We start from the raw sequence: 24,614 nt of genomic DNA, 5'->3' as shown, positions 1-24,614 counted from the left end.
GCGTTCGGGTTGAGCCAACAGCACTCCCTACCCATCAGCGCGATCCGTCCACTACCTACCGCGCGCACCCGAGAGCGAGTTCCCGCCACTACGCGCCCAGCCCACCCCAACCACGACTTTCGAGCGAAGCGAGACCGAGCATGCGCCGTTCGCGGCCCGGCTCGCGTCCGAGTGACCGCCGCGCAAGCGACGAAGGAGCAAGCGGCGGTCACTCGGACGCGAGCCACAAGGGGGCCGCGAACACCCAGCGCCGCAGGCGCTGGAAATCAAACAGAGCGCCGAGCGAAGTGGGGGGCGTGTTCTGGTAAGACCCCCCGTGCGAGCAGGAACGGGGGGACGCTGCGGAGGACGGGCATGCGGCGCAGGAGCCGGATCGGCAGTGGTGCGCGCGGGACGGTCGCGATGTCGATTCGACCGTCGAGGGCGGGAGCGATCGCGATGGCGTGCAGGAGTCGCTGAATGCTCTGCGTCACGACGGTCGGGAAGCTGCGCCGTCGCTGCACCAAGGCCAGGTCCCTGGTCCCGAGTGTGCCCGAGAGCAGCGGCGGGGCAAGGATTCTCGCCGCCGCGACGGCGTCCTGGACGGCCAGGTTGATGCCGACGCCGCCGGCCGGGGACATGGCGTGGGCGGCGTCGCCGAGGCAGAGCAGGCCGTTGGTGTACCACTTGGTCAGCCGGTCGAGTTTCACTTCCAGCAACTTGACCTCCTCCCAGCTGGTCAAGGCGTCGACCCGGTCGTGCAGCCAGGGCGCGGCCTCGGCCAGGCCGCGCATGATGTCCCGCACCGGCCCGCGACGGGCGGACTGGTCGGCGCCCTTGGCGATCAACGTGGCGCACTGCCAGTAGTCGCCGCGGTCGAGCAGCAGCGCCGCCCGCCGGGCGGTGACGATCGGCAGCGCACCCGCCGGATCGATTTCGGTGCGCGGCAGGCGGAACCACCAGACGTCCATCGGCGTCGGCCAGGTGCGGGTCGGCAGCCCCGCGGCCGACCGCAGCAGTGAGTCGCGCCCGTCGCAGGCAACGGTGAGGTCGGCTTCGATCGAGCCGGTCGCGCCGTCGGCGGTCCGGTAGGCGACGCCGCCCACCCTGCCGTCGAGCCAGATCAGGTCGGTGGCCTCGGTATTCATCCGCAGCCGGAAGACCGGCTCCGCCGCCGCGGCCCGCGCGAGCAGGTCCAGCAGGTCCCACTGCGGCACCATCGCGACGTATTTGTGCTTGCCCGGCAGGTTCTTCAGCGTCGCAAGGGTCTGCAGGCCACCGGCGATCGGCAGTTGCACCTGATCCACTTTGCGCGCGGGCAATTTCGCGAATTCCGCGCCGAGCCCCAGTTCGTCGAGCAGGTCGAGGGTGGTGGGATGCACGGTGTCGCCGCGGAAGTCGCGCAGGAAGTCCTTGTGCTTCTCCAGCACCGTGACGGCGACGCCGGCTCGCGCGAGCAGCAGCCCGAGGAACATTCCGGCCGGTCCCCCACCGACCACCAGGCATGTCGTGCGTTCCATCGACTGTCCCTTCCTCGGTCGTCGCATCGCCGCAAGGTCTCGCCTGTTTGCGCAAAATCCTAGTGCGGCGGGCGCGGCGCCGGACCCGGATCGGCGACGGCCGACCGGATCCGCCGCGACCTCAGCCGACGTCTCTGCGCAGGACGAAGAAATACGGCTCCGCCATACCGCGCAGATCCATCACGCCGAACAGGGTGTGCTCGTCGGCGGCGCGGAAGTGATCGATGATCGGAAGATGGTCGTAGACCATCGCGGCACTCGTCACGCCGCGGTATTCGACTTCGCGCAGACGCGCGGTGGGCTTGCTCGTACGCAGCGCGGGACTCAGGACCGGCAGCAGCTTGCGCACGGCGCGCACACCGGACAGCGGCACCCGTCCGGCGAGCGAGAGCGGCACCCGGCGCGGATCGATCGGGAACACCGTGCCGCCCGCGGTGAACAGCAGCGGATGCACGCTGTCGGGGCCGTCGAACTGCTTGCCGTACCAGCCCGATGCGACCAGCACGCCGTCCATCGGATGCCCGGTCTGCAATTCCTCGCCCCGCCAGCGCCCTGTCGTGATGTCCTCGACGCGCGCCGCCGGGAGGCGGTCGAACAGTGCCCACGCCTCCTGCGCGTTGTGGACGTCCGTCACGGTCAGCTCGTTCGCGGCCATGTCTCCTACTTCCTCAGCGACGCAACGTTGCGATAGATACCCTATCGGCCTCTCAGGACGGCGCACCGGCAGCTACCCCATGGGCGGCGCGCGAACGGATCGAATGCGGCTCTGCGCCGCCCGGGAGCTGCGGCGACCGGTCCTGCGCGCACCTCAGTAGGCCGCCATGAGATAGATGCCGATGATGATCATCACGCAGGCACCGACGCGTTTCCGGGTCACCGCGCGCCGTGGGAACCCCATCAGTCCGAAGTGGTCGATCGCGAGGGCGCCGAACATCTGACCGGCGATGATCAGGGCATTGAAGGTGCTCGCTCCGACATCCGACGCGACGGCGATCATCGCCAGGATGGCCGCCCCGCCGAGCAGACCGCCGAACGGCGCCCACCGGGGCATACTCCGGATATCGGCCCGCGTGGGCCAGGGCCGATCGGCGGAGGCCAGAAGCGCCACCGCGAGGAAGATCGCGAAGCCCGTGAACGCCACGGCGTAGGAGATCACGCCGCACAGCCAGACGTTCTTCAACGCCAGCTTCAACGAATTCTGACAACCCGCTTCCACGGAGCGCAGTGCGCCGCCGAACAGGATGAACGCGAAGATGAGTGCCATCGTGACGCGCGGCAGCGCGGCACGGGTTTCGGCGGTGCGAACCGTCATCGGAGATCCTCCGGAGGGTGCGAGAGTGGACAGCTGACCGGCAGTTCGGGGCGGCCGGCGCGGTCAGGTCACGCTGGCGCTGCGCTCACCCTCGGGTTCGTCGGCCATCAGATAGATCGCGAGGGTGATCAACCCGCAGGCCAGCAGTCGTGGCGCGCTGGCGGACCGTTCCTCGAATCCCATGAGCCCGAAATGGTCCATGATCAAGGCGACGACCATCTCGCCGATGATCACGAGCGCACTGAACGTCGCCACGCCGACGTAGCGGGCGACAGCGATCATGCCCATCACCGCCGCGCCGCCGAGCAGGCCGCCGAACGGCGCCCACCACGGCATGTTCCGCACGTCGTCGAGAGTCGGCCACGGCGACTTCGACGACAGTGCGAGGAAGATGGCAAATTCGATGCAGAAGACGGCATACGAGATCACCGCGCAGAGCCACATGTTGCGCATGTGGTTCATCAGCGTGTTCTGGCAGCCGGCTTCGGCCGACCGTAGGCCGCCGCCGACCAGGATGAACAGGAAGACCAGTCCGACCACGATGCTCACGGGCAACACACATCCTCGGCTTGCGGCGTACGAACACCGAGATCGTCTCGGAGGCAACCGCTTCGGCTCCGAAAAGAGCCGGGTTGACGTTCGAGTCGACGTACGACCCGATGTGACCCGGATAACGTACCATCAACTAACGGCACGATCAATGGTGCTATGAACCGCGCCTGCGGCCTATTCCCGCACCAGGGACGCAGGCGAAACGCTGCCATGATGGCTCTCGTGCCCGAGCTGGTCGATTCGTCTGCGCGGAACCCGTCCTCGCCGGTCGAGACACCCGGTTCCGGACCGAGACGACTCGGCGTCCTGGACTGGATTCGGCTGGCCTTGCTGGGAGCCGGGCTGCTCTGCGTGGCCACCGGGCTGCTGCCGCACGACGAAGCGGCCGCGAACATGCGCCGGGTCGGCCCGCTGCTGCTGTTTCTCGCCAGCGTCATCGTCCTGGCCGAACTCACCAGACAGGCCAAGGTCTTCGACGCCATCGCCCATCGGCTCGCGATCCTCGGCCGCGGCCGCTACCCCGCGCTGTTCGGCCTGTGCGTTCTGTTCGCCTCGGCCACGACGATCCTGCTGAACCTCGACACCACCGCCGTGCTCATCGCGCCGGTCATGCTGGCACTCGCGGGGCCTGCCCGGATTCCGCCTCTGCCGCTGGCCATGACCACCCTCTGGCTGGCCAACACCGCGAGCCTGCTGCTGCCGGTCTCGAATCTCACCAACCTCCTCGCCGCTGATCGGGTGGCACTGTCCGCAACTGGATTCGCGGCGAAGATGTGGGCGCCGCAGCTCGTTTCGATCGCCGCGACAATGGTGTGCCTGTGGCTGTGGTATTGGCGGCGCGGACGACGGGAAAGCGACCGCTATGTACCACCCGAACCGGTCCGCCCCGCGAATTTCCGCGAGCGCGCGCTGTTGTGCACCACCGCGGGAGCCTGTCTGCTGTTCATCGTCGCGATACCCCTGGTCGGCGACCGGATCGGTATCGCGGCGACTGGCGCGGCACTGATCGCGGTGGCGGCGTTCGCCGTCTTCGACCGCAGCGCCTTGCGCCTGTCGCTGCTGCCCTGGCAGCTGCTGGTGTTCGTGGTCGGCTTGTTCCTGGTGGTGCCCACCCTGAGCCGATTCGGCCTCGCCGACGCGATGCGGGCATTGATCGGCACGGACCCGGACGCGTCCGGCGCGTTCCGGGCCGCCGCGGCCGGCGCCTCGCTGGCCAATATCGCCAACAACTTGCCTGCCTACACCGCGGGCGAGGCGGTGATCCCCGCACAGAACGGCGATCAGCTGCTCGCCTTGTTGATCGGCGCCAATGTCGGCTCGATCGTCACGCCGTGGGCCTCCCTCGCCACGCTGCTGTGCCTGGAGTTCTGCCGCAGCCACGGGGTGCGCGTCCCCATGGGACGTTTCGTCGTGACCGGTCTCGTCCTCGCGACGACCGCGACCACGGGCGCGGTGGCAGCGCTGTTGGTCATGGGTTGATCGTCGCCACCGCTGAGCGGACAGATCGAGCCGATCGAAGCCGGACCGCACCTTCTTGACCTCGAGTACGGTCGAGGTACGAGGATCGGACCGAGGCCGGAGCCAGACGATCCGATCTCACTTCGGAGCCACCCGGCTCTCCTCGCGCTCCCGCTGGTCATCCGTACACCCGCCAGCGGGAGTCCCGAGCTCCCGTTATGCGACACGGCCGGGACGCGCCGCACCGAACCGATAGCCGGAGCGCAGTGCACGGTGGAACCGAACTCAGTTCACCGCCGTGATCTCCCACTCGTAGACGGTGAGCTCCGACGCGCCCGTGGTGTGCACCGGATCGGTGAACGCGATTTCCCGTGCGGCATCGAGGCTCTCGGCGTAGATGACGTACGCACCGCCGGTGCCGTCGGTGAAACGCCCGCTCTCCTGCAGCTGCCCACGGTCGTGCAGGGACCGCAGGAACTGCCGGTGCGGCTCGATCACGGCGGCGTCGAAACGCGGGGTGCGCCGCACCAGCACGAGATACTTGTTCACGCCTCGGTCTCCGGGCGCGGCGCCCGCGTCGCGGCGGCCGCGGCGCGCACCTGCGGCGCCACCAGGACGACCTGACCGAGCACGCCGTTGAGGAAGGACGGCGAGTCGTCGGTGGACAGCTCCTTGGCCAGCTCCACCGCCTCGTCCACGGCGACGACCGGTGGGACGTCGGCGGCGTGGAACAGCTCCCAGACCGCGATGCGCAGAATCGCGCGATCCACGGCAGGCAGCCGCGACAGGGTCCAGTCCTGCAGGTAGGACTCGATGGTGCCGTCCACCCGGTCGAGGTCGTCGGCGACGCCCTCGACCAAGGTGCGGGTGTAGGGGTGCACCGGCGCGACCGACTGGTCGCGGGCGGCCAGCTCGACGCGCTCGTCCAGCAGTTCGGCGGCGTCGACGTCGCGCGCCTCCGCCTCGAACAGCAGGTCGACCGCGCGGCGGCGGGCCTTGTGCCGCGCGCCGAGCTTCTTGTACGTGGACTTCTTGTCCACGGGCTGTTCAGCCACGGTCACATCATCCCGGATCGGCCGGTCGGCCGGATCAGGCGTTGACCCGGCCGAGGTAGCTGCCGTCGCGCGAGTCGATACGCAGCTTGTCGCCGGTGTTGATGAACAGCGGAACCTGCACCTCGGCGCCGGTCTCCAGGGTGGCGGGCTTGGTGCCGCCGGTGGAGCGGTCGCCCTGCAGGCCGATGTCGGTGTGCTGGACCACGAGCTCGATGGAGACCGGGAGTTCGACGTACAGCGGAGCGCCCTCGTGCATGGCGACCTGCACGGCCATGTTCTCCAGCAGGAAGCGGGCGCCGTCGCCGATGGTGGCCTCGGAGATCGAGATCTGATCGAAGGTCTCGCCGTCCATGAAGACGTAGTCCGAGCCGTCGTGGTAGAGGTAGGTCATGTCGCGGCGGTCGACGGTGGCGGTCTCCACCTTCACACCGGCGTTGAAGGTCTTGTCGACCACCTTGCCGGACACGACGTTCTTCAGCTTGGTCCGCACGAACGCGGGGCCCTTGCCCGGCTTGACGTGCTGGAACTCGATGATCTGCTGGAGCTGACCGTCGATCTTCAGCACAAGGCCGTTCTTGAAGTCGCTGGTGTCCGCCACTGTCTTCGGATCTCCTCGTTCTACCGCTTGGTCTCGGGTAGACCGGCGTCAGTCGACGACGGTCAGGTCTTTGCCGGTGTGGGTGAGCAGCTCCGGGCCCCCTTCGCGCACCACGAGCGTGTCCTCGATCCGGACCCCGCCGCGGCCGGGAAAGTACACACCTGGTTCGACGGTCACCGCCACGCCAGTCAGAAGTGTACCGGTTCCGGTTTTCGCGATTCCGGGCGCTTCGTGGATCTGCAGACCGACCCCGTGGCCGAGACCGTGCACGAACAACTTGCCGTGCCCGGCGGCCTCGATCACCGCCCGCGACGCGGCGTCCACGTCGGCCACCGGAACCCCGGGCCGCAGCGCCTCGCACCCGGCTCGCTGCGCCGTGGCGACCAGCTCGTACACCTCGCGCTGCCAGGCGGTCGGCGTGCCGAGCACGAAGGTGCGCGTCATGTCGGAGTGGTAGCCGCCGACCACCGCGCCGAAGTCCAGCTTCACGAAATCGCCCGCCGCCAGCACGGCGTCGGTCGGGCGGTGATGGGGGACAGCCGAATTCGCGCCGGTCGCCACGATGGTCTCGAACGAGATCGCTTCGGCGCCGTGTTCGAACATGGCCCATTCCAGATCCCGGGCCACCTGGCGCTCGGTGCGGCCGGGACGCAGTCCACCCCGCTCCAGCAGCGCGGCCAGGCCCGCGTCACCCGCCGCGCAGGCCGCGCGCAACTGCCGCACTTCGTAGGCGTCCTTGACCATGCGCAACTGCTCGACCAGTCCGGGGGACGCGACGAACTCCAGGCCGGTGCGCTGTTCGAGGAAGCCGCGATGCTGCTCGACGGTGACGACATGGCTTTCGAAGCCCACCCGGCCGAGCTGCCACTCCCCGGCCAGCTGCACGATGCGCCGCGCGGTGGCCCGCGCGATCTCCGCCCGCAGGTCGGGAGCCTGCTCGGCGACCTGGGTCCGATACCGGCCGTCGGTGCCGATCACGGTCCGGTCCTCGGCGGTACGCGTGTCCCAGGAGTGCACCAGCAGCGCCGCGTTGGAGCCGGTGAACCCGGTCAGATATCTGATGTTCACCAGATCGGTGACCAGCAGGGCGTCCACCCTGTTCTCCACCAGCAGGCTGCGCAGCGCGCCACGCCGCGCCGCGTAGTCCGGCCCATGATCCTGGTGATCAGCACACATGTCTCAAAACTACCGCCGACACACCGCGCACCGTCGGGCAACACGTGTTCAGCGCGCCGCCGGCTGTGATCGAGACATCTTGGTCAGTTCGAAATTAGCTGGCGCGCAATATTTTTCGAATTCTGGACACTGCTGAACACACACCTGTTCACATGCGCCCGTCTTGTGCACATTCCCGGTCTGCGCAGCTTTTTCGCCCCGCGACCGGCCGAAGGTGAGGCCATGACTCCTCTCGCATGCGCCGCGCTCACCGCGTGGTGCGCGGTCCTGACGGTGTACGACTTGCGCGAACGGCGCCTACCGAACGAATTGACCGGTTCGGGCGTTCTGACCGTTCTCGGATACGCCGTGATCACAGAGCAATTCACGGTCGCGCTGCTGGGCGCACTGCTGCTGGCGGCGCCCTACCTCCTGGTGCACCTCCTCGCACCCGCCGCGCTGGGCGCGGGTGATGTCAAACTCGCGGTGGCGCTGGGGGCGGCGGCCGCGCTCGGCGGCGCTCGGACGTGGGTGTGGGCGGCGCTCGGGGCGCCCGCGCTGACGGCCTGCCTCGCGGTCGGCGCGTTGGCCTGCCGCGGCGCCTCCGCCGCCACCGGCCGCGGCGACACCGCGCTCACCGTGCCGCACGGGCCCGCGATGTGCGCGGCGACGCTACTGGCTTTGTTGTCGGCGGCGCTGAGCTCGACCTGACTCGACGGTCGCGAGCCGGCGCACTCCGAAACGCGCGCTTGGACCGGATCGCGAAGCCAGCAAATCAACCGCAATCCATCGGTAGCATTACCGCGGGCAGCGACTCGCCCGGCAGCCGCCGGATTCGTACCGGGCGCGCGGTAGCTGCGCGCGTTGCCCCTCGAGTGCGCCATGCCAGCGATGCAGCCCGGAAGGAGCCGCCGAGTGAATCCGAGGCATCCGTCGCGGAGACCGATCGTCGTGGGAACAGACGGTTCCGCGCAGTCGATCGTCGCGGTGCGCTGGGCGGCGCAGACCGCCGCGCTGCACGACGCGCCGCTGCACATCGCGCTCGTCGTCGAGTCCTCGCTCGGCTCCGACGACGACGATCCGCCCCGTCCGGCCGCGCTGCTGCGGGTGCGCGAGGCGGACGAGGCGATCGAGCGCGCCGCGGAGGCCGCCGTCACGGCCGCGCACGCGGTGCGCGACATCGCCATCGGCACCGAGATCCGCACCGCGCACATCGCCACCGCCCTGATCGAGCGCTCCCGGAGCGCGGCCATGCTCGTGGTCGGCACCCGCGGCATCGGCCGTGTCCAGCGTGTGCTGCTCGGATCGGTCAGCACCGCCGTCGCGCGCGACGCCGACTGCCCCGTCGCGGTGGTGCCCGCCGAGACACCGCTGTGGGACCGGACGAGCACCGGCCCGGTGATCGTCGGAGTGGACGGCTCCGCCGCCGAGCAAGCCGCCATCGAGGTGGCGGCCACCGAGGCGTCGCTGCGCGGGGTCGAGCTGGTGGCCGTGCACACCTGGGGCGAGGTCGAGCCGCTCGCCGCGATCGGCACCGACTGGGCCGCGCTGCGCCGGACCGAGGAAGCGCTGCTGGCCAAGAGCCTGGCCGGCTGGCAGGAGCAGTACCCCGAGGTGACCATCCGGCGGGAGGTGGCCAGGGATCGTCCGGAACGACGGCTGCTCGAACGCTCCCGGGACGGACAGCTGCTCGTGGTGGGCAACCGTGGCCGAGGGACCCTGCGGCGGCTGCTGTTCGGCTCGGTCGGCGACGCGTTGCTGCGGTCGGTGGATCGCCCCATCGTCATAGCCCGCTGAGCGCCACGGCCTGTTGACTCCACCGACGGCCGGGCGGGCGCCCCGAGCGTGTCGAAGCCGCCCGCCGCGCGATCGTCGAGCGCCTCGGCTCGTGGTAGCCGGTCCGCCCTCGGCGTGCGCGTCACAACGGCGGGCCAGATTCCCGGGCAGCGGCGTCGACATGGGAAGATGAACGACGTGCTGCGTTGGATAACTGCCGGAGAATCCCATGGTCCCGCTCTCGTCGCCATCCTCGAGGGGATGGTGGCAGGCGTCGAGGTGACGTCGGACGAGATCTCCACGCAGCTGGCCCGCCGCAGGCTGGGATACGGCCGCGGCGCGCGGATGAAGTTCGAGGCCGACAAGGTCACGGTGGTCGGCGGCGTACGGCACGGACGAACCATGGGCGGCCCGGTCGCCATCGAGGTGGCCAATTCCGAGTGGCCGAAGTGGACCACGGTGATGTCCGCCGACCCGGTCGATCCGGCGGAACTCGCCGAGCTGGCCCGCAACGCCCCGCTGACCCGGCCCCGGCCCGGGCACGCGGACTACTCCGGCATGCTCAAGTACAACTTCGACGACGCCCGCAACGTGCTCGAGCGCGCCAGCGCCAGGGAGACCGCGGCCCGCGTCGCGGCGGGCACCGTCGCGCGGAATTTCCTGCGCCAGGCGTTCGGCGCGGAAGTCGTCTCGCACGTCGTCTCGATCGGCACGGCGCAGAACACCTCGGGCATCGTGCCGACCGCCGCCGACCTCGCCGCGGTGGACGAGAGCCCGGTGCGAGCGTTCGACAAGGACGCCGAAGCGGCGATGATCGCGGAGATCGAGGCGGCCAAGAAGGACGGCGACACCCTCGGTGGCGTGGTCGAGGTGGTCGTGGACGGACTCCCGGTCGGCCTCGGCTCGTTCACCAGCGGCGAGAACCGGCTGGACTCCCGGCTGGCGGCCGCGCTCATGGGCATCCAGGCCATCAAGGGCGTCGAGGTCGGCGACGGCTTCGAGACCGCGCGCCGCCGCGGCAGCCAGGCGCACGACGAGATGCGGCCCGGCCCCGACGGCGTGCTGCGCTCCACCAACCGCGCGGGCGGCCTGGAAGGCGGCATGACCAACGGCGAAGCGCTGCGCGTGCGCGCGGCGATGAAGCCGATCTCCACCGTGCCGCGCGCGCTGTCCACCGTCGACATGACCACCGGCGACGAGGCCGTGGCCATCCATCAGCGCTCGGACGTGTGCGCCGTACCCGCCGCGGGCGTGGTCGCCGAATCCATGGTTGCGCTGGTCGTCGCGCAGGCCGCGCTGGAGAAGTTCGGCGGCGACTCGATCACCGAGACGGTCGAGAACATCACCAGCTACGTCAAGCGGATCAGCACCCGCCCGCACGTGCCCGCGGACAGTCGGTCGCAATGATCGTGCAGACCGATCCGCGCGCCCCGCGCGTGGTGCTGGTCGGACCGCCCGGGGCGGGGAAGTCCACGATCGGCCGCAAGCTCGCCAGGGAACTCGGCGTCGAGCTGTACGACACCGACGCCGGTATCGAGCGGGAGACCGGTCGCACCATCCCGGAGATCTTCGCCGAAGACGGTGAGCCCGAGTTCCGCAGGATCGAGGAGCGGGTGGTGCGCCGCGCCGTGCTCGCCGAGCGCGGCGTCGTCTCGCTCGGCGGCGGCGCCGTGCTGTCGGAGAACACCAGGACCCTGCTGCGCAACCGCACCGTCGTCTACCTGGAGATCAGTGTGGCCGAGGGCCTTCGGCGCACCGGAGCGAGCACCCAGCGGCCCCTGCTCAACGGCGCGGACCCCGGCGCGAAGTATCGGGAGCTGATGCGCACCCGTCGCCCGCTCTACCGGGAGGTGGCCACCGTCCGGGTCCGCACCGACGGCCGCAGCCCCGGCCGGGTGGTGCGCATGATCATGACCAAGCTCGGCATGGAGCCGGCGGAGCAGGCCGAGACGGAGCTGCGGCCGCCGCCCAGCGGAATTCCGCAGGGCAGCAGCCGGTCCCGGGCCCGCCGCCGCGCCCGAGCCAGAGCCGCGTCCCGGCGCAAGGACGCCGATCCCGGCGAGCCCACCGAGACCCCCGCGCCCGCACCGGAATCCGCCGTCGCAGCCGTTCGATCCCGCCGCGCCCGCAGGAGCGTCACGAGCGAACCCGACGCCGCGACCGGAGCGGGCGGCGGTGAGACGGCGGGCAGCCGATCCAGGCGCGCCCGCGCCCGCCGCGCCCGCTCCCGGGCACGTCAGCAGTCGACAACAGCAGCAACAGAATCGGAGCAAGCCACGTGACAGAGCCGAGTCGTCTCGAAGTCCGGACCGCCGACCCGTACCCGGTGATCATCGGCCGCGGGTTGCTCGGTGAACTCGTCGAGTCGGTCAACAGCGCGACCAAAGGCGTGCGCACCGTGGCCATCTTCCATCAGCCGCCGCTCACCGAGACCGCCGAAGTGGTGCGCAAGGCGCTGGCCGACACCGGCATCGACGCACACCGCGTGGAGATCCCGGACGCCGAGGCGGGCAAGGACCTGGCCGTCGCCGGGTTCTGCTGGGAGGTGCTCGGGCGCATCGGCCTGACCCGCAACGACGTGGTGGTCAGCCTCGGCGGCGGCGCGGCGACCGACCTGGCCGGATTCGTCGCGGCCACCTGGATGCGCGGCGTACGCATCGTGCACGTGCCCACCACGCTGCTCGCCATGGTCGACGCCGCGGTCGGCGGCAAGACCGGCATCAACACCGAGGCGGGCAAGAATCTGGTGGGCTGCTTCCACGAACCCGCCGCCGTGCTGGTCGACCTGGCCACACTGGAGACGGTGCCGCGCAACGAGATCGTCGCGGGCATGGCCGAGATCATCAAGGCCGGCTTCATCGCCGACCCGGTGATCCTCGACCTGGTCGAGCGCGATCCGCAGGCCGCGCTCGACCCGGCGGGCGAGGTGCTGCCCGAGCTGATCCGCCGCGCGATCCAGGTGAAAGCCGACGTCGTCGCCGCCGATCTGAAGGAATCCAGCCTCCGCGAGATCCTCAACTACGGCCACACTCTCGGCCACGCCATCGAGCGGCGGGAGCGCTACCGGTGGCGGCACGGCGCCGCGGTGGCCGTCGGACTGGTGTTCGCCGCCGAACTGGGCCGGCTCGCGGGCCGCCTCGACGACGCCACCGCCGACCGTCATCGCGCCATCCTGTCCGCCGTCGGACTGCCGACCAGCTACGATGCCGACGCGCTCCCCCAGCTGCTGGACGCCATGCAGACCGACAAGAAGACCCGCTCCGGCGTGCTGCGCTTCGTCGTGCTCGACGGCCTGGCCAAGCCCGGCCGCCTGGAAGGCCCCGATCCCACCTTGCTGGCCGCCGCCTACTCGGCCATCGCCCGGGAGGACAGCCCCAGCGGCGGCGCGGTCCTGCTGTAGGCCAGAGCATGTCCCGGGCTGGACGGTAGTGATTCGAGCAAACAGGAACGGCGCACCCTTCTTGAGGGTGCGCCGTTTCCGTTACGTCACAGTGCTACGGGACCCAGAGATCGTACCTACCGCTACCGTCACTTCGCTTGACGCACTTCGCCCGATCACTCCACAGCGGTGCGTCCTTCGTGCAGCTCGCCAGCGAGACGTTCGATGCCGAAGCCACGCATTTGAACCCCCAAGTCGGCTGCTCCGACGCACAGCCGTCGGCTTTCGCCACCGCCTGTCCGCCCAACCCGAACGCGGACGCCGCGATCGCCATCGCGGCGGCGATCCCGATTCGAATGAACATGACTACCCCTCCCATTGAAATGCCTTGAACAGCAAGATATTACCCGCGGTCACGGCAGCGGCAAGAGGATTGGGCGTGCTCGGACGAAGTCGGCAGGGCCGCCACCGATGGCAGTGCGGCGGACCGGGTGCGCCGCATGAGCCGCGACCCGCGGGTACCCGGTCACGGCAGACCGGACCGCGTCGGTGTGCGGGCGGCGAACTCGGGTCAAGCGGGATTGTGCGCCGGACCGGCCGCCTTCGTGGCGCGGCGCTCGGTGCGGGCGCGGCCGATACCGACGCCGATGAGGGCGGGGATGAAGACCAGCAGGACGATGAACGACGCGGCCGCGGTGAGCTCGAAGAGCAGGCCGTTGTCCCCGAGGTCGAACTTGGGCAGCCAGTCGAGCAACCAGGCGCCGAGGCCGCTGCCGAGGCCGGCCACCACCGCGGCCTTCAGCCACAGCAGGGTCAGGTCGGTGCCGCGATCGGGATCGGGGTGGGCGGCCCTGTCCTTGCGCCCGTCCAGGAAACCCCAGGACAGGACGGCCGCCAGGAGCACGATCAGTGCGAGCGCGCGCATCCACGCGCCGTGGGTCGGCCAGTACACCATCGCGAACCCGAGCGCGGCGCGCAGCAAGACGACCAGCGCGCCGAGCACGATGGCCCGCAACACCCAAGCATTCATGCGCACCACCCTAACCCTGCGCCCCGTCCAACCAAACTAGAACCGGTATCAATTTTCCGGTCGATGGCCCTCGACCAGCGCCGCCGCCATCTCCGCGCGCGGCGCCTGCTGCCCGGTGAACAGCTCGACCTGCCCGTATGCCTGGTTCAACAGCATCTCCAGACCGCTGACCACCGTGTGCCCGGCCCGCTCCACCGTCTCGGCGAGCGGGGTGGGCCACGGGTCGTAGATCGCGTCGAGCACCACCGGCGCCGCTGCCACCGCCGGGGCCACGACCGCGGCCGCGGTGGCCGGAATGGTGCTCACCACGGCGCCTGCCGCCGCGCAGATCCCGTGCAGGGATCGGGCATCGAATCCGGCCAGCGCGGGGACCATCCCGAGCCGCTCGGCGAGGTCCAGCGCGCCGCGCGCCCGCCCGGCGTCCCGCGCCACGACGGTGACCGACTTCGCGCCCAGCTCCGACAGCGCCAGCAGGGCGGGCCGCGCCGTGCCGCCCGCACCCAGCACCACGCCCTCGGTCATATCGGTGACGCCAGCGCCGCGCAGCGCGCCGAGCACACCGTCCACGTCGGTGCAGTCGGCCAGCCAGCCCGCACCGGTGCGGACCAAGGTATTGGCCGAGCCGACCAGCACGGCCCGCTCGGTGCGCTCGTCCGCGTAGGCGAGCGCCGCTTCCTTGCCGGGCATGGTCACCGAGAGCCCGACCCACTCCTGCCCGAGCCCGTCGACCAATCCGGGCAGTCGTTCGGCCGAGCATTCGATGCGCTCATAGCTCCAGTCCAGTCCGAGCGCCCGATACGCGGCCAAGTGCAGCTGTGGCGATCGCGAGTGCGCGATCGGCTTGCCCAGCACCGCCGCCTTGCGACTATCGGCCACCGCTGTCCTTGGAACTGTCGAGAATGCCACTGCGCTGCGCCCGTGCGATCAGGCGCAGATGCTCCTGATAGTCGTCGGTGAACAGGGTGGTGCCCTGCTTGTCGACGGTGACGAAGTACAGCCACGGCCCCACCTCGGGATTCTCCATGGCACGCAACGCGTTCAACGACGGCGCGGCGATCGGGGTCTTGGGCAGGCCCCGCATCGCATAGGTGTTCCAAGCGGTTTCCTGGGCGCGGTCGGCGTCGGTGGTCGCCACCTCGGTGCGATCCAAGGTGTAGTTCACCGTCGAGTCGAACTGCAGCATCTGATCGACCCGCAGCCGGTTCACGATCACCCGTGCCACTTTGCCCATGTCCTCGGGTTTGGCCTCACGTTCCACCAGCGAGGCGGCGACCAGTGTCTCGTACGGCGTCAGTTTCGTGTCGGCGCCGGACTGCAGCAGTCCGGTGGATTCATAGCTCTTCGCGCTCGCGGTCACCAATTGCCGCAGAATCTGTTCCGGTGTGCCGCTGGGATCGAAATCCCAGGTGCCCGCGGCGATGAGACCTTCCAGCTGCCTCGTCCGGTCCGGGCAGTCCCGGACACCCTGCATCGCCCAGGCGGGCACCCCCAGCGCGGCCAGGTCCAGGCTCGCGCCCGCGGCATCGAGCTGTTCGTAGGTCACGCACTTCTGGTCGGCGCCGGTGCCGATGCAGCTGGCCTCCGCGATTTTGCGGTAGATGCCGTCATACCGCCCACCGGTGCTCATGTCGTGCTGGTCGTGCAGCAGCCGCCCCTCGGAGACGACCAGGTTGCCCACCCTGGACTGCTTGCCCACCAGCGCGGCCACCGCCTCCACGGCGGGACTGCGGCTCGGGATCGCGTAGAAGCCCGGCTGCACCGCGCTCATGTTCGAATTCCGCACGGCCGCTTCGATGAACGCGCCGGTGCTCGCGACGACGCCCTTCTCGTGCATGGTCGCCGCGATCTGCGTCGAGGTGTCGCCGTCGTGCACTTGCACGATCACGAGGGGTCCGGCCGGACCCGCGTAGTCCTCCGGCGGACCGAAGCTGGCGACCAGTTTCATGCCCGCGAAGACCACGGCGCCGGCGAACAGCAGCGCGAAGAAGCCCCCGACGATCCACAGGGTGCGGCGGCGCCGCTTGCGCTCGGCGGCCTTGCGTGAGGCGACCCTGGATCGCTTGCCGCGCCCGGAACGCCCGGAGCGCTCGGGCCGGTCGCGCCCGGCGCGGCGCGGCGCCTGCTCGCGCGTGGCGCTCGCGCGCTGCCCACCACGCCGCGGGGCGGGCGGAGGCGGCGCGGGCGGCTCGTCCTCCTCGTCGTCGACGTAGCGGGGGATGACGGTCGTGTCGTCGTCGTAGTAATCGTCGCCGTCGTCATCGTGTTCGCCCCAGGCCCGGTCGTCTCTCCGATAGCGCCGATCAGCTTCGCGCTGTCGGAACAGTTCCTCGGCCCGCGCCCACCGATCCGTCATGCATCGTCCCCGGGCGACGCGGGACGTCCCGCTTCCACCGACCTCAACACCGCACTCCGTTCGTCCAACCATCCTTGCAGGATCGACACGGCCGCCGCCTGATCGATCACCTGCCGCTGGCCACGCGCGCGAACTCCACTGTCCCGCAATGCACGTGCAGCTGACACCGTAGTCAAACGTTCGTCGGAAAGCCGGACCGGCACCGGCCCGACGGCAGCCCGCAATCGCTCAGCGAATGCGCTGGCCAGCGTAGCGGCAGTGCCCTTCTCCCCGCGTAATGTTCGCGGCAATCCGACGATTACCTCGACTGCCTCGTACTCCCGCACAATTTCGGCAATTCTTTCGATATCGGGTGCGGGAGCCGAGCGACGCGACTGTTTCGCACGGGGCACCGTCTCCACCGGGGTGGCGAGAATGCCGTCGGGATCGCACGCGGCGACCCCGATCCGGACACTGCCGACGTCGACGCCGATCCGCCTGCCCCGACCGGGATCGGTGGCGGGATGCGGCCGGTCGGCGCCGCGCGGCGCCGACCTCTCCGGTTCTACGGCCTCGCCCATCACCCGGCCAGTTCGGCCACCCGCGCGCGGACCGCGGCCAGGCCCGCCGGAATGCCGGACGGGTCCGAACCCGCGCCCTGCGCCATCTCCGGCTTGCCGCCGCCCCGTCCCGCGATACTCGGGCCGAAGCTGCCGACCAGATCGCCCGCCTTGACGCCGAGCTCCTGGGCGGGCTTGTTCACCGCGACGACGAACGGCACCTTGCCTTCGGCGTTGCCCAGCAGCACCACCACGGCGGGCTCACTGCCGAACCGGCCGCGGATGTCGGTGGCCAGCGTGCGCAGATCCCCCGCGGGTACGCCCTCGGGCGCGGCCACGGCGACCAGCAGCAGGCGGCCGATCCGCTCGGCCTTCTGAACGAATTCGCCCGCCGAGGACAACACGGCGGCCATCTTGGTGCGCTCGAGCTCCTTCTCGGCCACTTTGAGCCGCTCCACCAACTGCTCGACGCGACCAGGCACCTCCTCGGAGGGCACCTTCAGCGCGGACGCCACACCGGCCAGCAGGGCACGTTCCTTGGCCAGGTACTTGTAGGAGTCCAAGCCGACGAACGCCTCCACGCGGCGCACCCCCGAGCCCACCGACGCCTCACCGAGCACGGTGATCGGCCCGATCTGCGAGGAGTGCTGCACGTGGGTGCCACCGCAGAGTTCCATCGAGAACGGGCCGCCGATCTCCACGACGCGGACCTCGTTGCCGTAGTTCTCACCGAACAGGGCGAGCGCACCCATCTGCTTGGCCTTCGGCAGGTCGGTGACGAAGGTGTTCACCGGGAAGTCGGCGCCGACCGCGTCGTTGGACACGGCCTCGATGTCGGCCTTCTGCCGCTCGGACAGCTGGCCCTGCCAGTTGAAGTCGAAGCGCAGGTAGCCCGGCTTGTTCAGCGACCCGGCCTGCACGGCGTTCGGGCCGAGCACCTGCCGGAGGGCAGCGTGCACCATGTGCGTGCCGGAATGTCCCTGGGTGGCGCCGCGCCGCCACGCCGGATCGGCCTGGGCGAGCACGACATCGCCCTCGGTGATCTGGCCGTGCTCCACGGTGGTCTTGTGCACCCAGAGTTTCTTGGCGATCTTCTGCACGTCGTTGACGCGCAGCTTCAGCCCCGAGGAGGCGGTGATCGAGCCGCGGTCGGCGATCTGGCCGCCCGACTCGGCGTAGAGCGGGCTGCGGTCCAGGATGATCTCGACGTCCTGGCCGGCGGTCGCGGCGGGCACCCGCACGCCGTCGGCGATCAGGGCCAGCACGGTGGCCTCGGAGGTCAGCTCGTCGAAACCGGTGAACTCGGTGGCGCCCCGGTCGACCAGTTCCTTGTAGACCGTGAGGTCGGCGTGAGCGTGCTTGCGGGCCTGGGCGTCCTCCTTGGCGCGCTTGCGCTGCTCGGCCATCAGCGAGCGGAAGCCCTCCTCGTCGACCGACAGCCCGGCCTCGGCGGCCATCTCCAGCGTCAGGTCGATCGGGAAGCCGTAGGTGTCGTGCAGGGTGAAGGCGTCCGATCCGGCGATCGTGCTGCCGCCCTCCGCCTTGACCGCGGCGGCGGTGTTGTCGAACAGCGTGGAGCCGGTGTTCAGCGTCTTAAGGAACGCCGTCTCCTCGCCCACCGCGACCGTCTCGATCCGGCGGAGGTCGGTGGCCAGCTCCGGGTAGGACGGGGCCATCAAGTCGCTGACGACCTGGATGAACTCGCTCATCACCGGCTTCTGCGCGCCGAGCAGGCGGGCCGAGCGCACGATGCGGCGCAGCAGGCGGCGCAGCACGTAGCCGCGGCCGTCGTTGCCCGGGTTGACGCCGTCGGCGATCAGCATGGCGGCGGTGCGGGCGTGATCGGCGATCACGCGGAAACGGACATCGTCCTCGTGCTGGACGCCGTAGGAGCGCCCGGTCAGTTCCTCGGCCCGGTCGATGATCGGGCGCAGCAGGTCGGTCTCGTAGACGTTGTCCACGCCTTGCAGCAGCAGCGCGATCCGCTCGACGCCCATACCGGTGTCGATGTTCTTCTTCGGCAGCGACCCGACCGGCGGATGTCCCAGCTTCGGGCTCAGCTCACCGCGCACGTCCTGCATGAACACGAGATTCCAGATCTCGAGGTAGCGGTCCTCGTCGGCGACCGGCCCGCCGTCGCGGCCGTGCTCGGGACCGCGGTCGTAGTAGATCTCCGAGCAGGGGCCACCGGGGCCGGGCACGCCCATGTCCCAGTAGTTGTCCTTGCCGTCGCGGAACTGGATGCGCTCCTCGGGCATGCCCGCGACCCGCTTCCAGATCTCGGCGGCCTCCGGGTCGTCCTGGTAGACGGTCACCCAGATCCGCTCGGGATCGAACCCGTAACCGCCTTCGTCCTGCGGCTTGGAGATCAGCTCCCAGGCGAGGGTGATCGCCCCCTCCTTGAAGTAGTCCCCGAAGGAGAAGTTGCCCGCCATCTGGAAGAAGGTGTTGTGTCGCGTGGTGACGCCGACCTCTTCGATGTCCCCGGTCCGCACGCACTTCTGCACGCTGGTCGCCCGCGGGTGGGGCGGCGCCTCCTGACCCAGGAAGTACGGCTTGAACTGGACCATGCCTGCGTTGACGAACAGCAGGTTCGGGTCGGCCAGGATCAGCGAGGCACTCGGCACCTCGGTATGGCCGGCACGGAGGAAATGGTCCAGGAAACGCCGTCGAATCTCGTGGGTCTGCACGAATACCCAGCCTACCGGTGCCGCGCACGTGAATTTCATCGACCGGGGCTGCCCGCGCGTCCCGGCGAACCGGTCGCGCGAGGTCAGCCTCGGACGATGCGGCGCAGCTTGTCGACCCGAGGACCGATCTCGCGTTCGTGGCCGTGGTCGGTGGGGTGGTAGTAGTCGACGCCGACCAGTTCGTCGGGCGGGTACTGCTGGGAGAGGACGCCGTCCTTATCGTCGTGCGGGTACTTGTAGCCCTGGGCGTTGCCGAGCGCCGCCGCGCCCGCGTAGTGGCCGTCGCGCAGGTGCGGCGGCACCGCGCCCGCCTTGCCCGCCGCGACGTCGGCCATGGCCGCGCCGATCGCGGCGACGACGGCGCCGGATTTCGGGGCGGTCGCCAGGTGGATCGTGGCCTGTGCCAGCGCGAGGCGGCCTTCCGGCAGACCGACCAGCTGCACCACCTGCGCGGCGGCGGTCGCCGTCTGCAGCGCCGTCGGGTCGGCCATGCCGATGTCCTCGCTCGCGTGGATCATCAGCCTGCGGGCGATGAACCGCGGGTCCTCCCCCGCGCTGAGCATGCGCGCCAGGTAGTGCAGCGCGGCATCGACGTCCGAGCCCCGAATGGACTTGATGAACGCGCTGATCACGTCGTAGTGCTGGTCGCCTGCCCGGTCGTAGCGCACCGCGGCCTTGTCCACGCTGGCCTCGACCAGGTCCACGTCGACGGTGCCGTCGAGCGAGGACTCGGCCGAGGCTTCCAGCGCGGTCAGCGCGCGGCGGGCATCGCCGCCCGCGATCCGGACGATGTGGTCGAGCGCGGCCTCGGTGACGGTGTACGCGCCGGCCAGGCCGCGCGGATCGGTGATCGCGCGGGTGAGCACCTGGCGGATGTCGGCCTCGGTCAGCGACCGCAGTTGCAGCACCAGCGAGCGCGACAGCAGCGGCGACACCACCGAGAACGACGGGTTCTCGGTGGTCGCGCCGACCAGCAGGACGATCCGGTTCTCCACCGCGGCGAGCAGGGCGTCCTGCTGCGTCTTGGAGAAGCGGTGCACCTCGTCGATGAACAGCACGGTCTGCTCACCGGCCGAGAGCCTGCGCCGAGCCAGGTCGATGACCGCGCGCACCTCCTTGACGCCCGCCGACAGCGCCGAGAGCGCCTCGAACCGGCGACCGGTGGCTCGGGAGATGAGCGCGGCCAAGGTCGTCTTGCCCGTGCCGGGCGGGCCGTACAGCAGCACCGAAGCGGCGCCGGAGCCCTCGATCAACCTGCGCAGCGGAGAGCCGGGCCCGAGCAGATGCTGCTGACCCACCACTTCCTCCAGTGCCGCCGGACGCATGCGCACCGCCAGCGGCGCACCCGCGTCCCTGCGCACCACCGTGTCGATCGAATGCTCCGGGGGCACCGCGGCGCCGGGCACGTCGAACAAACCATCGCTCACGCGGAAGACGTTACCGAGCCGCACCGACAGCGCGACATGCCGTTCCCGCGCGACGGGCGCGGTCCGGACCAGCACGGCGGCCGACCGAGTTGCGACTCGCCGGTACTTCGGATGGGATCGGTACCCGTGACTGAAAACGTATCCGTTTCAGATCCCTCGTCCATGCCACGCTTCGCTCGGCGCGTCCTCTTGGCGGGCGGCGCGGCCGCCGCCACCGCGGTACTGGGCGCCGGACGCGCGACAGCCGCCACGCCGGTGTTCCGGCACGGCGTCGCTTCCGGCGACCCGCTCCCCGACGGTGTCATCCTCTGGACCCGCGTCACCGTCTCCGACGACGCCACGCCCGGCTCGGGCCTCGGTGACCCGGCGACCGTGCGCTGGGAGGTCGCCGCGGACGACCGTTTCGCCTCGATCGCCGCCTCCGGAACCGCGACGACCACGGCGCAGGCCGATCACACCGTCAAGGTCGACGTGTCCGGCCTCGCGCCGGGTGTGGAGTACTTCTATCGCTTCAGCGCTCTCGGCGAGACCTCCCCCGTCGGGCGCACCAAGACCGCGCCCGCCACGGCGGACGCACCGGAGCGCCTCCGTTTCGGCGTGGTGTCGTGCTCGAACTGGGAGGCCGGGTACTTCGGCGCCTACCGCCACCTGGCCGCCCGCACCGACCTGGACGCGATCGTGCACCTGGGCGACTACATCTACGAATACGGCAGCGGCAAGTACGGTGGGCGCGACGGCGCCGTGCGTTCGCACGAACCGGCCCACGAGATCGTCGGCCTGGCCGACTACCGCGTCCGCCACGCGCAGTACAAGACCGACCCGGATCTGCTCGGCCTGCACGCCACACTGCCGTTCATCTGCACCTGGGACGACCACGAATCCGCGAACAACTCGTGGTCCGGCGGCGCGGACAATCACGATCCCGCGATCGAGGGCGGCTGGGCCGACCGGCGCGCCGCCTCCGCCCAGGCCTACCTGGAATGGATGCCGGTCCGCGCGTCCGGGTCCGGTGCCGACGTGCGGATCTACCGCAGGCTGCGTTTCGGCACCCTGGCCGAACTCGCCATGCTCGATCTGCGCAGCTACCGCGACCAAGAGGCGCAGCCAGGAGCGAACTGGCGGGCGGCCGACGATCCGGCGCGCACCATCACCGGCAGGGCGCAGATGGAGTGGCTGACCGCGGGCCTGGCGTCCGCGCCGGTGCGGTGGAAGCTGGTCGGCAACTCGGTGATGATCGCTCCGCTGGCCTTCCCGCCGCTGGAACCCGCCACCACGGCGGCGATCACCAGCACCATAGGCATCCCGCAGGCGGGTCCGTCGCTCAACGGCGACCAGTGGGACGGCTACACCGCCGACCGCGCCCGCCTGTTCCGCACCATCCTCGACCAGCAGATCTCCGACGTGGTGTTCCTGACCGGCGACATCCACTCCTCATGGGCCGCGGACCTCCCGGTGGACGCGGCGAACTACCCGGGCGGGGCGACGGCGGGCGCCGAGTTCGTGGTGCCGTCGGTGACCTCGACCAGCATCGGCGACATGCTCCGGGCGAACTCCGCGCCGCTGGCGGCGTCGCTCGCGTCGGTCAACCGTCACCTGCGCTATGTGGAACTGGACTCGCACGGCTACGGCGTCCTGGAGGTCACCGCCGACCACGCGCAGATGGACTGGTACTACCTGCTGAACGTGACAGACCCGAATTCCGGTGTGCGTCACGGTGCTTCGTTCGCGGTCCGCTCCGGAGGCCGGATCGAGCCGCGGCAGGTCCCGCTCGGCTGACCGTCGCGCCGGATCACTCCCCGCCTGCGCATCCACCGCCGCTGCATCCGCCGCCGCCCGCGGAGTGGTTGTTCGGCTTGCCCTGCGACCGGTTCCGCCACCGCCGGGCGCGAGCCGCTCTGCTGAGCTGGGCCCCGGCCGCGCGGGCACGCGTCGTCGTGTCGTCGCCGATCCGGTCGCGGGCCTTGTTCCGTCGCCGGATCACGACGACGAGCGCTGCGGCGACAAGACCGATCGCGAACACGACGAGCAGTAGGTTGCCCACCCGGTACCCCCTCTTCCCCGCGCCCGCTCCCGTCTTCGACCGAGCGCTCCGAAGCTGCCATTGTGCCTGGCTGGCAGAGAAATTCGTATCCCGGTGCATCGTCTGGGCAGCGCGGGAAGGTGAGCAACGGGATAGCAACTCGCGCGTGGGGAGTGCCCCGGTGGCGGCTACCGCGGAAGACCTACTCCGACCAGCGCTCTTCCAGCATGGCCGACACATCCTCGGCGAAATCGCCCACGATGTCGTCACCCGTGCACCGGGCGTCTTCGGCGAGCGCGGCCCAGCGGTTGATCAGCGCCGCCGAGCGCGGGACCGACAGCCCGTGCTCTCTGGCCGCCGCGATGCGCGAATGGTCGGCGGGCAGGAACCAGTAGGTGGACAGCCAGACCCAGATCAGCCTGGCTTCCAGGATGCGTTCGTCGAGTTGCTGGTCGTCGGCCAGCGCGGGCCACACGCCGACGACCTCCGCGCGCCACGCCTCCACCATCTGCTTGGCGCGTTCGCGGGAGAGCTCGACATCGCACAGGCAGCCCGGGAACGACACCAGGGCGTAGGCGATGTCCAGGGTGGCGTCGCGGAACCCGCCCCACTCGTAGTCGAGGAAGCGAGCGCCCTCCTCGTTCAAGATCACGTTGTCCGGGCAGAGGTCCGAGGGGCTGAACGCGCGGAAGCGGCCCGCGGAGAACAGCCGATTGCCCCGCACGATCCGTTCGGCGATCTCGCCGGGCACCTCGATGCCCAGTTCGCGCTGCAGCAGTCCGGGCACTTCGGCGATCGCCGACTCGGCCTGCTGCGCGATGCCGTCCACCCGGTGCACCACGTCCACCCGGCGCAGCAGGGCGACGAAGTCCGCCTCGCGCCCGACGGTGGCGGCGTGCATCCGGCCGAGCGCCTGGGCGAACGCCATCAGGGCGTTGCGGGCGGCGGTCTCGGCGCCCGACCGCAGCACGGCGGTCAGCAGCGAGTTCTCGCCGAGGTCGCTGAGGATCAGCAGGCGGTCGGGGAGGCTGTGCGCGATCAGGTACGCGCCCGGCCGGTGCTCCCGGCTCAGAGCGGTGGTGAACTGGTAGGACACCGTCTCGCGGAGGAAAGCGGAATCGATGCTGGCCACCCCGGGCGCCAGCCCGCCGGTCCGGCGATCCTGGGCCGCGCCGCGAACCTGCTTGATGATCAGGGTTCGCGGTAGCGAGAAAGCGTTCTCCGCTACACGCACACGTAGGACCGTCGTCCTACCACTACCGCTGAGTTCGATCGGATCGCTCAGCTTTACCGGAGCACCCATTCGCTTTGTGAGCAACTGTTGCGCTGCGGACACGACTTCGGCGGCGCGTTCGGCCAATAGTGCGGTCATCGCCTCTCAAGTTACTCGCATCCGGTCACTTCTAGCGAGCGGTTACACAACCTTTCCGCGTCGCTCGGCGTGTCTCCGGCGCGGCCGGAGCCCGCCCGCAGGTCGCTTGACACCTCGACAGCGGTCGGGTTTTCTCATCGTCAACTGCCATGCGCCACACCGCAAACCAGTTGAGTGGAAAGGTCTACGCATGACCGAAACCCCGCCCCCCGCACCCAAACAATCAGCTGGCGGCGCTTCCTCCCCGAACGACGACGAGCGCTTCGCGCCACGGCCGGGCCAGCACGAGAGCCCGAATCCGCAGGCTCCTGGTCCGGGAACCGGCCAGCCCCGCCACGAGATGGCGGGTTCGTCGGGATATCCGCAGTTCGGAGGCCCCGGCGCGGCGCACTACGGCAG

Annotated in this window: 24 protein-coding genes and 1 pseudogene; 9 read left to right on the top strand and 16 right to left on the bottom strand. The window is 70.1% G+C overall.

Features of this window, described 5'->3' with window-relative positions; genetic code table 11:
• Positions 1–266: 266 nt before the first annotated feature.
• The 4 genes from HOV91_RS31775 to HOV91_RS31760 all read right to left on the bottom strand — a co-directional run bounded on the left by HOV91_RS31775 (position 267) and on the right by HOV91_RS31760 (position 3,360).
• Positions 267–1,499 carry an FAD-dependent oxidoreductase gene (locus HOV91_RS31775; RefSeq protein ID WP_174189005.1) on the bottom strand — a complete coding sequence of 411 codons (1,233 nt, stop codon included), beginning with the start codon at positions 1,497–1,499 and terminating at the stop codon, positions 267–269.
• Between the two features lie 121 nt (positions 1,500–1,620).
• A complete protein-coding gene (locus HOV91_RS31770) occupies positions 1,621–2,154 on the bottom strand; it encodes a DUF4334 domain-containing protein (protein ID WP_174189004.1) in 534 nt (177 codons plus the stop codon).
• A 153-nt stretch (positions 2,155–2,307) separates the two neighbouring features.
• Positions 2,308–2,811: a DMT family transporter gene (locus tag HOV91_RS31765; protein WP_174189003.1), complete on the bottom strand. Its 504-nt coding sequence runs from the start codon at positions 2,809–2,811 to the stop codon at positions 2,308–2,310.
• A gap of 63 nt (positions 2,812–2,874) precedes the next feature.
• A complete protein-coding gene (locus HOV91_RS31760) occupies positions 2,875–3,360 on the bottom strand; it encodes a DMT family transporter (protein WP_174189002.1) in 486 nt (161 codons plus the stop codon).
• A gap of 216 nt (positions 3,361–3,576) precedes the next feature.
• Between HOV91_RS31760 and HOV91_RS31755 the strand changes: the two genes are divergently transcribed.
• Positions 3,577–4,842 (top strand): SLC13 family permease, encoded by a 1,266-nt coding sequence (locus tag HOV91_RS31755; protein WP_174189001.1) that lies wholly within the window; start codon positions 3,577–3,579, stop codon positions 4,840–4,842.
• 264 nt (positions 4,843–5,106) lie between these two features.
• On the opposite strand, the gene HOV91_RS31750 is transcribed toward HOV91_RS31755, so the two are convergent.
• The 4 genes from HOV91_RS31750 to HOV91_RS31735 are packed head-to-tail and all read right to left on the bottom strand — an operon-like array spanning position 5,107 to position 7,650.
• Positions 5,107–5,370 carry a YciI family protein gene (locus HOV91_RS31750; RefSeq protein WP_174189000.1) on the bottom strand — a complete coding sequence of 88 codons (264 nt, stop codon included), beginning with the start codon at positions 5,368–5,370 and terminating at the stop codon, positions 5,107–5,109.
• Positions 5,367–5,876 carry a transcription antitermination factor NusB gene (gene nusB, locus HOV91_RS31745; protein WP_174188999.1) on the bottom strand — a complete coding sequence of 170 codons (510 nt, stop codon included), beginning with the start codon at positions 5,874–5,876 and terminating at the stop codon, positions 5,367–5,369. The genes HOV91_RS31750 and nusB overlap by 4 nt, the downstream gene beginning before the upstream one ends.
• A 34-nt stretch (positions 5,877–5,910) precedes the next feature.
• On the bottom strand, positions 5,911–6,474 hold the full coding sequence (gene efp, locus HOV91_RS31740) for an elongation factor P (protein WP_174188998.1): 564 nt from the start codon (positions 6,472–6,474) through the stop codon (positions 5,911–5,913).
• Between the two features lie 48 nt (positions 6,475–6,522).
• The gene (locus tag HOV91_RS31735) at positions 6,523–7,650 is read right to left on the bottom strand and encodes a M24 family metallopeptidase (RefSeq protein ID WP_174188997.1); all 1,128 of its coding nucleotides are present in this window, start codon (positions 7,648–7,650) and stop codon (positions 6,523–6,525) included.
• A 222-nt stretch (positions 7,651–7,872) separates the two neighbouring features.
• Here HOV91_RS31735 and HOV91_RS31730 point away from each other — a divergent pair, with 222 nt between their 5' ends.
• The 6 genes from HOV91_RS31730 to HOV91_RS31705 all read left to right on the top strand — a co-directional run bounded on the left by HOV91_RS31730 (position 7,873) and on the right by HOV91_RS31705 (position 13,176).
• A complete protein-coding gene (locus tag HOV91_RS31730) occupies positions 7,873–8,340 on the top strand; it encodes a prepilin peptidase (RefSeq protein WP_174188996.1) in 468 nt (155 codons plus the stop codon).
• A 240-nt stretch (positions 8,341–8,580) separates the two neighbouring features.
• Complete coding sequence (locus HOV91_RS31725; protein WP_174188995.1) at positions 8,581–9,426, top strand: universal stress protein; 846 nt, start codon at positions 8,581–8,583, stop codon at positions 9,424–9,426.
• Positions 9,427–9,603: 177 nt separating this feature from the next.
• Complete coding sequence (gene aroC, locus HOV91_RS31720) at positions 9,604–10,812, top strand: chorismate synthase (RefSeq protein WP_174189006.1); 1,209 nt, start codon at positions 9,604–9,606, stop codon at positions 10,810–10,812.
• Positions 10,809–11,687 (top strand): shikimate kinase, encoded by an 879-nt coding sequence (locus HOV91_RS40275; protein ID WP_174188994.1) that lies wholly within the window; start codon positions 10,809–10,811, stop codon positions 11,685–11,687. The genes aroC and HOV91_RS40275 overlap by 4 nt, the downstream gene beginning before the upstream one ends.
• The gene (gene aroB, locus HOV91_RS31710; protein ID WP_174188993.1) at positions 11,684–12,805 is read left to right on the top strand and encodes a 3-dehydroquinate synthase; all 1,122 of its coding nucleotides are present in this window, start codon (positions 11,684–11,686) and stop codon (positions 12,803–12,805) included. The genes HOV91_RS40275 and aroB overlap by 4 nt, the downstream gene beginning before the upstream one ends.
• A 137-nt stretch (positions 12,806–12,942) precedes the next feature.
• A complete protein-coding gene (locus tag HOV91_RS31705; RefSeq protein ID WP_174188992.1) occupies positions 12,943–13,176 on the top strand; it encodes a hypothetical protein in 234 nt (77 codons plus the stop codon).
• A gap of 179 nt (positions 13,177–13,355) precedes the next feature.
• Here HOV91_RS31705 and HOV91_RS31700 read toward each other — a convergent pair whose 3' ends face one another.
• The 6 genes from HOV91_RS31700 to HOV91_RS31675 all read right to left on the bottom strand — a co-directional run bounded on the left by HOV91_RS31700 (position 13,356) and on the right by HOV91_RS31675 (position 20,823).
• Positions 13,356–13,814, bottom strand: coding sequence for a B-4DMT family transporter (locus tag HOV91_RS31700; RefSeq protein WP_174188991.1), 459 nt, complete (start codon positions 13,812–13,814; stop codon positions 13,356–13,358).
• A 48-nt stretch (positions 13,815–13,862) separates the two neighbouring features.
• Positions 13,863–14,690, bottom strand: coding sequence for a shikimate dehydrogenase (locus HOV91_RS31695; protein ID WP_174188990.1), 828 nt, complete (start codon positions 14,688–14,690; stop codon positions 13,863–13,865).
• The gene (locus HOV91_RS31690) at positions 14,680–16,167 is read right to left on the bottom strand and encodes an endolytic transglycosylase MltG (protein ID WP_174188989.1); all 1,488 of its coding nucleotides are present in this window, start codon (positions 16,165–16,167) and stop codon (positions 14,680–14,682) included. The genes HOV91_RS31695 and HOV91_RS31690 overlap by 11 nt, the downstream gene beginning before the upstream one ends.
• Positions 16,164–16,727: a Holliday junction resolvase RuvX gene (ruvX, locus tag HOV91_RS31685; protein ID WP_174188988.1), complete on the bottom strand. Its 564-nt coding sequence runs from the start codon at positions 16,725–16,727 to the stop codon at positions 16,164–16,166. The genes HOV91_RS31690 and ruvX overlap by 4 nt, the downstream gene beginning before the upstream one ends.
• Positions 16,727–19,396 carry an alanine--tRNA ligase gene (alaS, locus tag HOV91_RS31680; RefSeq protein ID WP_174188987.1) on the bottom strand — a complete coding sequence of 890 codons (2,670 nt, stop codon included), beginning with the start codon at positions 19,394–19,396 and terminating at the stop codon, positions 16,727–16,729. Before alaS ends, ruvX begins: the two co-directional genes overlap by 1 nt.
• Before the next feature lie 83 nt (positions 19,397–19,479).
• Positions 19,480–20,823, bottom strand: a complete 1,344-nt coding sequence (locus HOV91_RS31675; protein ID WP_174188986.1) for a replication-associated recombination protein A — start codon at positions 20,821–20,823, stop codon at positions 19,480–19,482.
• Between the two features lie 162 nt (positions 20,824–20,985).
• Between HOV91_RS31675 and HOV91_RS31670 the strand changes: the two genes are divergently transcribed.
• Positions 20,986–22,599, top strand: a complete 1,614-nt coding sequence (locus HOV91_RS31670) for an alkaline phosphatase D family protein (protein ID WP_174188985.1) — start codon at positions 20,986–20,988, stop codon at positions 22,597–22,599.
• 13 nt (positions 22,600–22,612) lie between these two features.
• Here HOV91_RS31670 and HOV91_RS31665 read toward each other — a convergent pair whose 3' ends face one another.
• Together HOV91_RS31665 and HOV91_RS31660 are read right to left on the bottom strand one after the other, a co-directional pair.
• A complete protein-coding gene (locus HOV91_RS31665) occupies positions 22,613–22,864 on the bottom strand; it encodes a hypothetical protein (RefSeq protein WP_174188984.1) in 252 nt (83 codons plus the stop codon).
• A 181-nt stretch (positions 22,865–23,045) separates the two neighbouring features.
• A complete protein-coding gene (locus HOV91_RS31660; RefSeq protein ID WP_174188983.1) occupies positions 23,046–24,215 on the bottom strand; it encodes a phosphotransferase family protein in 1,170 nt (389 codons plus the stop codon).
• A gap of 190 nt (positions 24,216–24,405) precedes the next feature.
• On the opposite strand from HOV91_RS31660, the pseudogene HOV91_RS39595 reads away from it, so the two are divergent.
• Positions 24,406–24,614 (top strand): annotated as a pseudogene (locus tag HOV91_RS39595) (hypothetical protein); the annotation flags it as partial.

The sequence above is a fragment of the Nocardia barduliensis genome, assembly GCF_013315795.1.
In the GTDB taxonomy this organism is placed as follows: Bacteria; Actinomycetota; Actinomycetes; order Mycobacteriales; family Mycobacteriaceae; genus Nocardia; species Nocardia barduliensis.
Note: the sequence above shows the minus strand (reverse complement) of the source record. Positions and strands in the feature narration are given on the sequence as shown.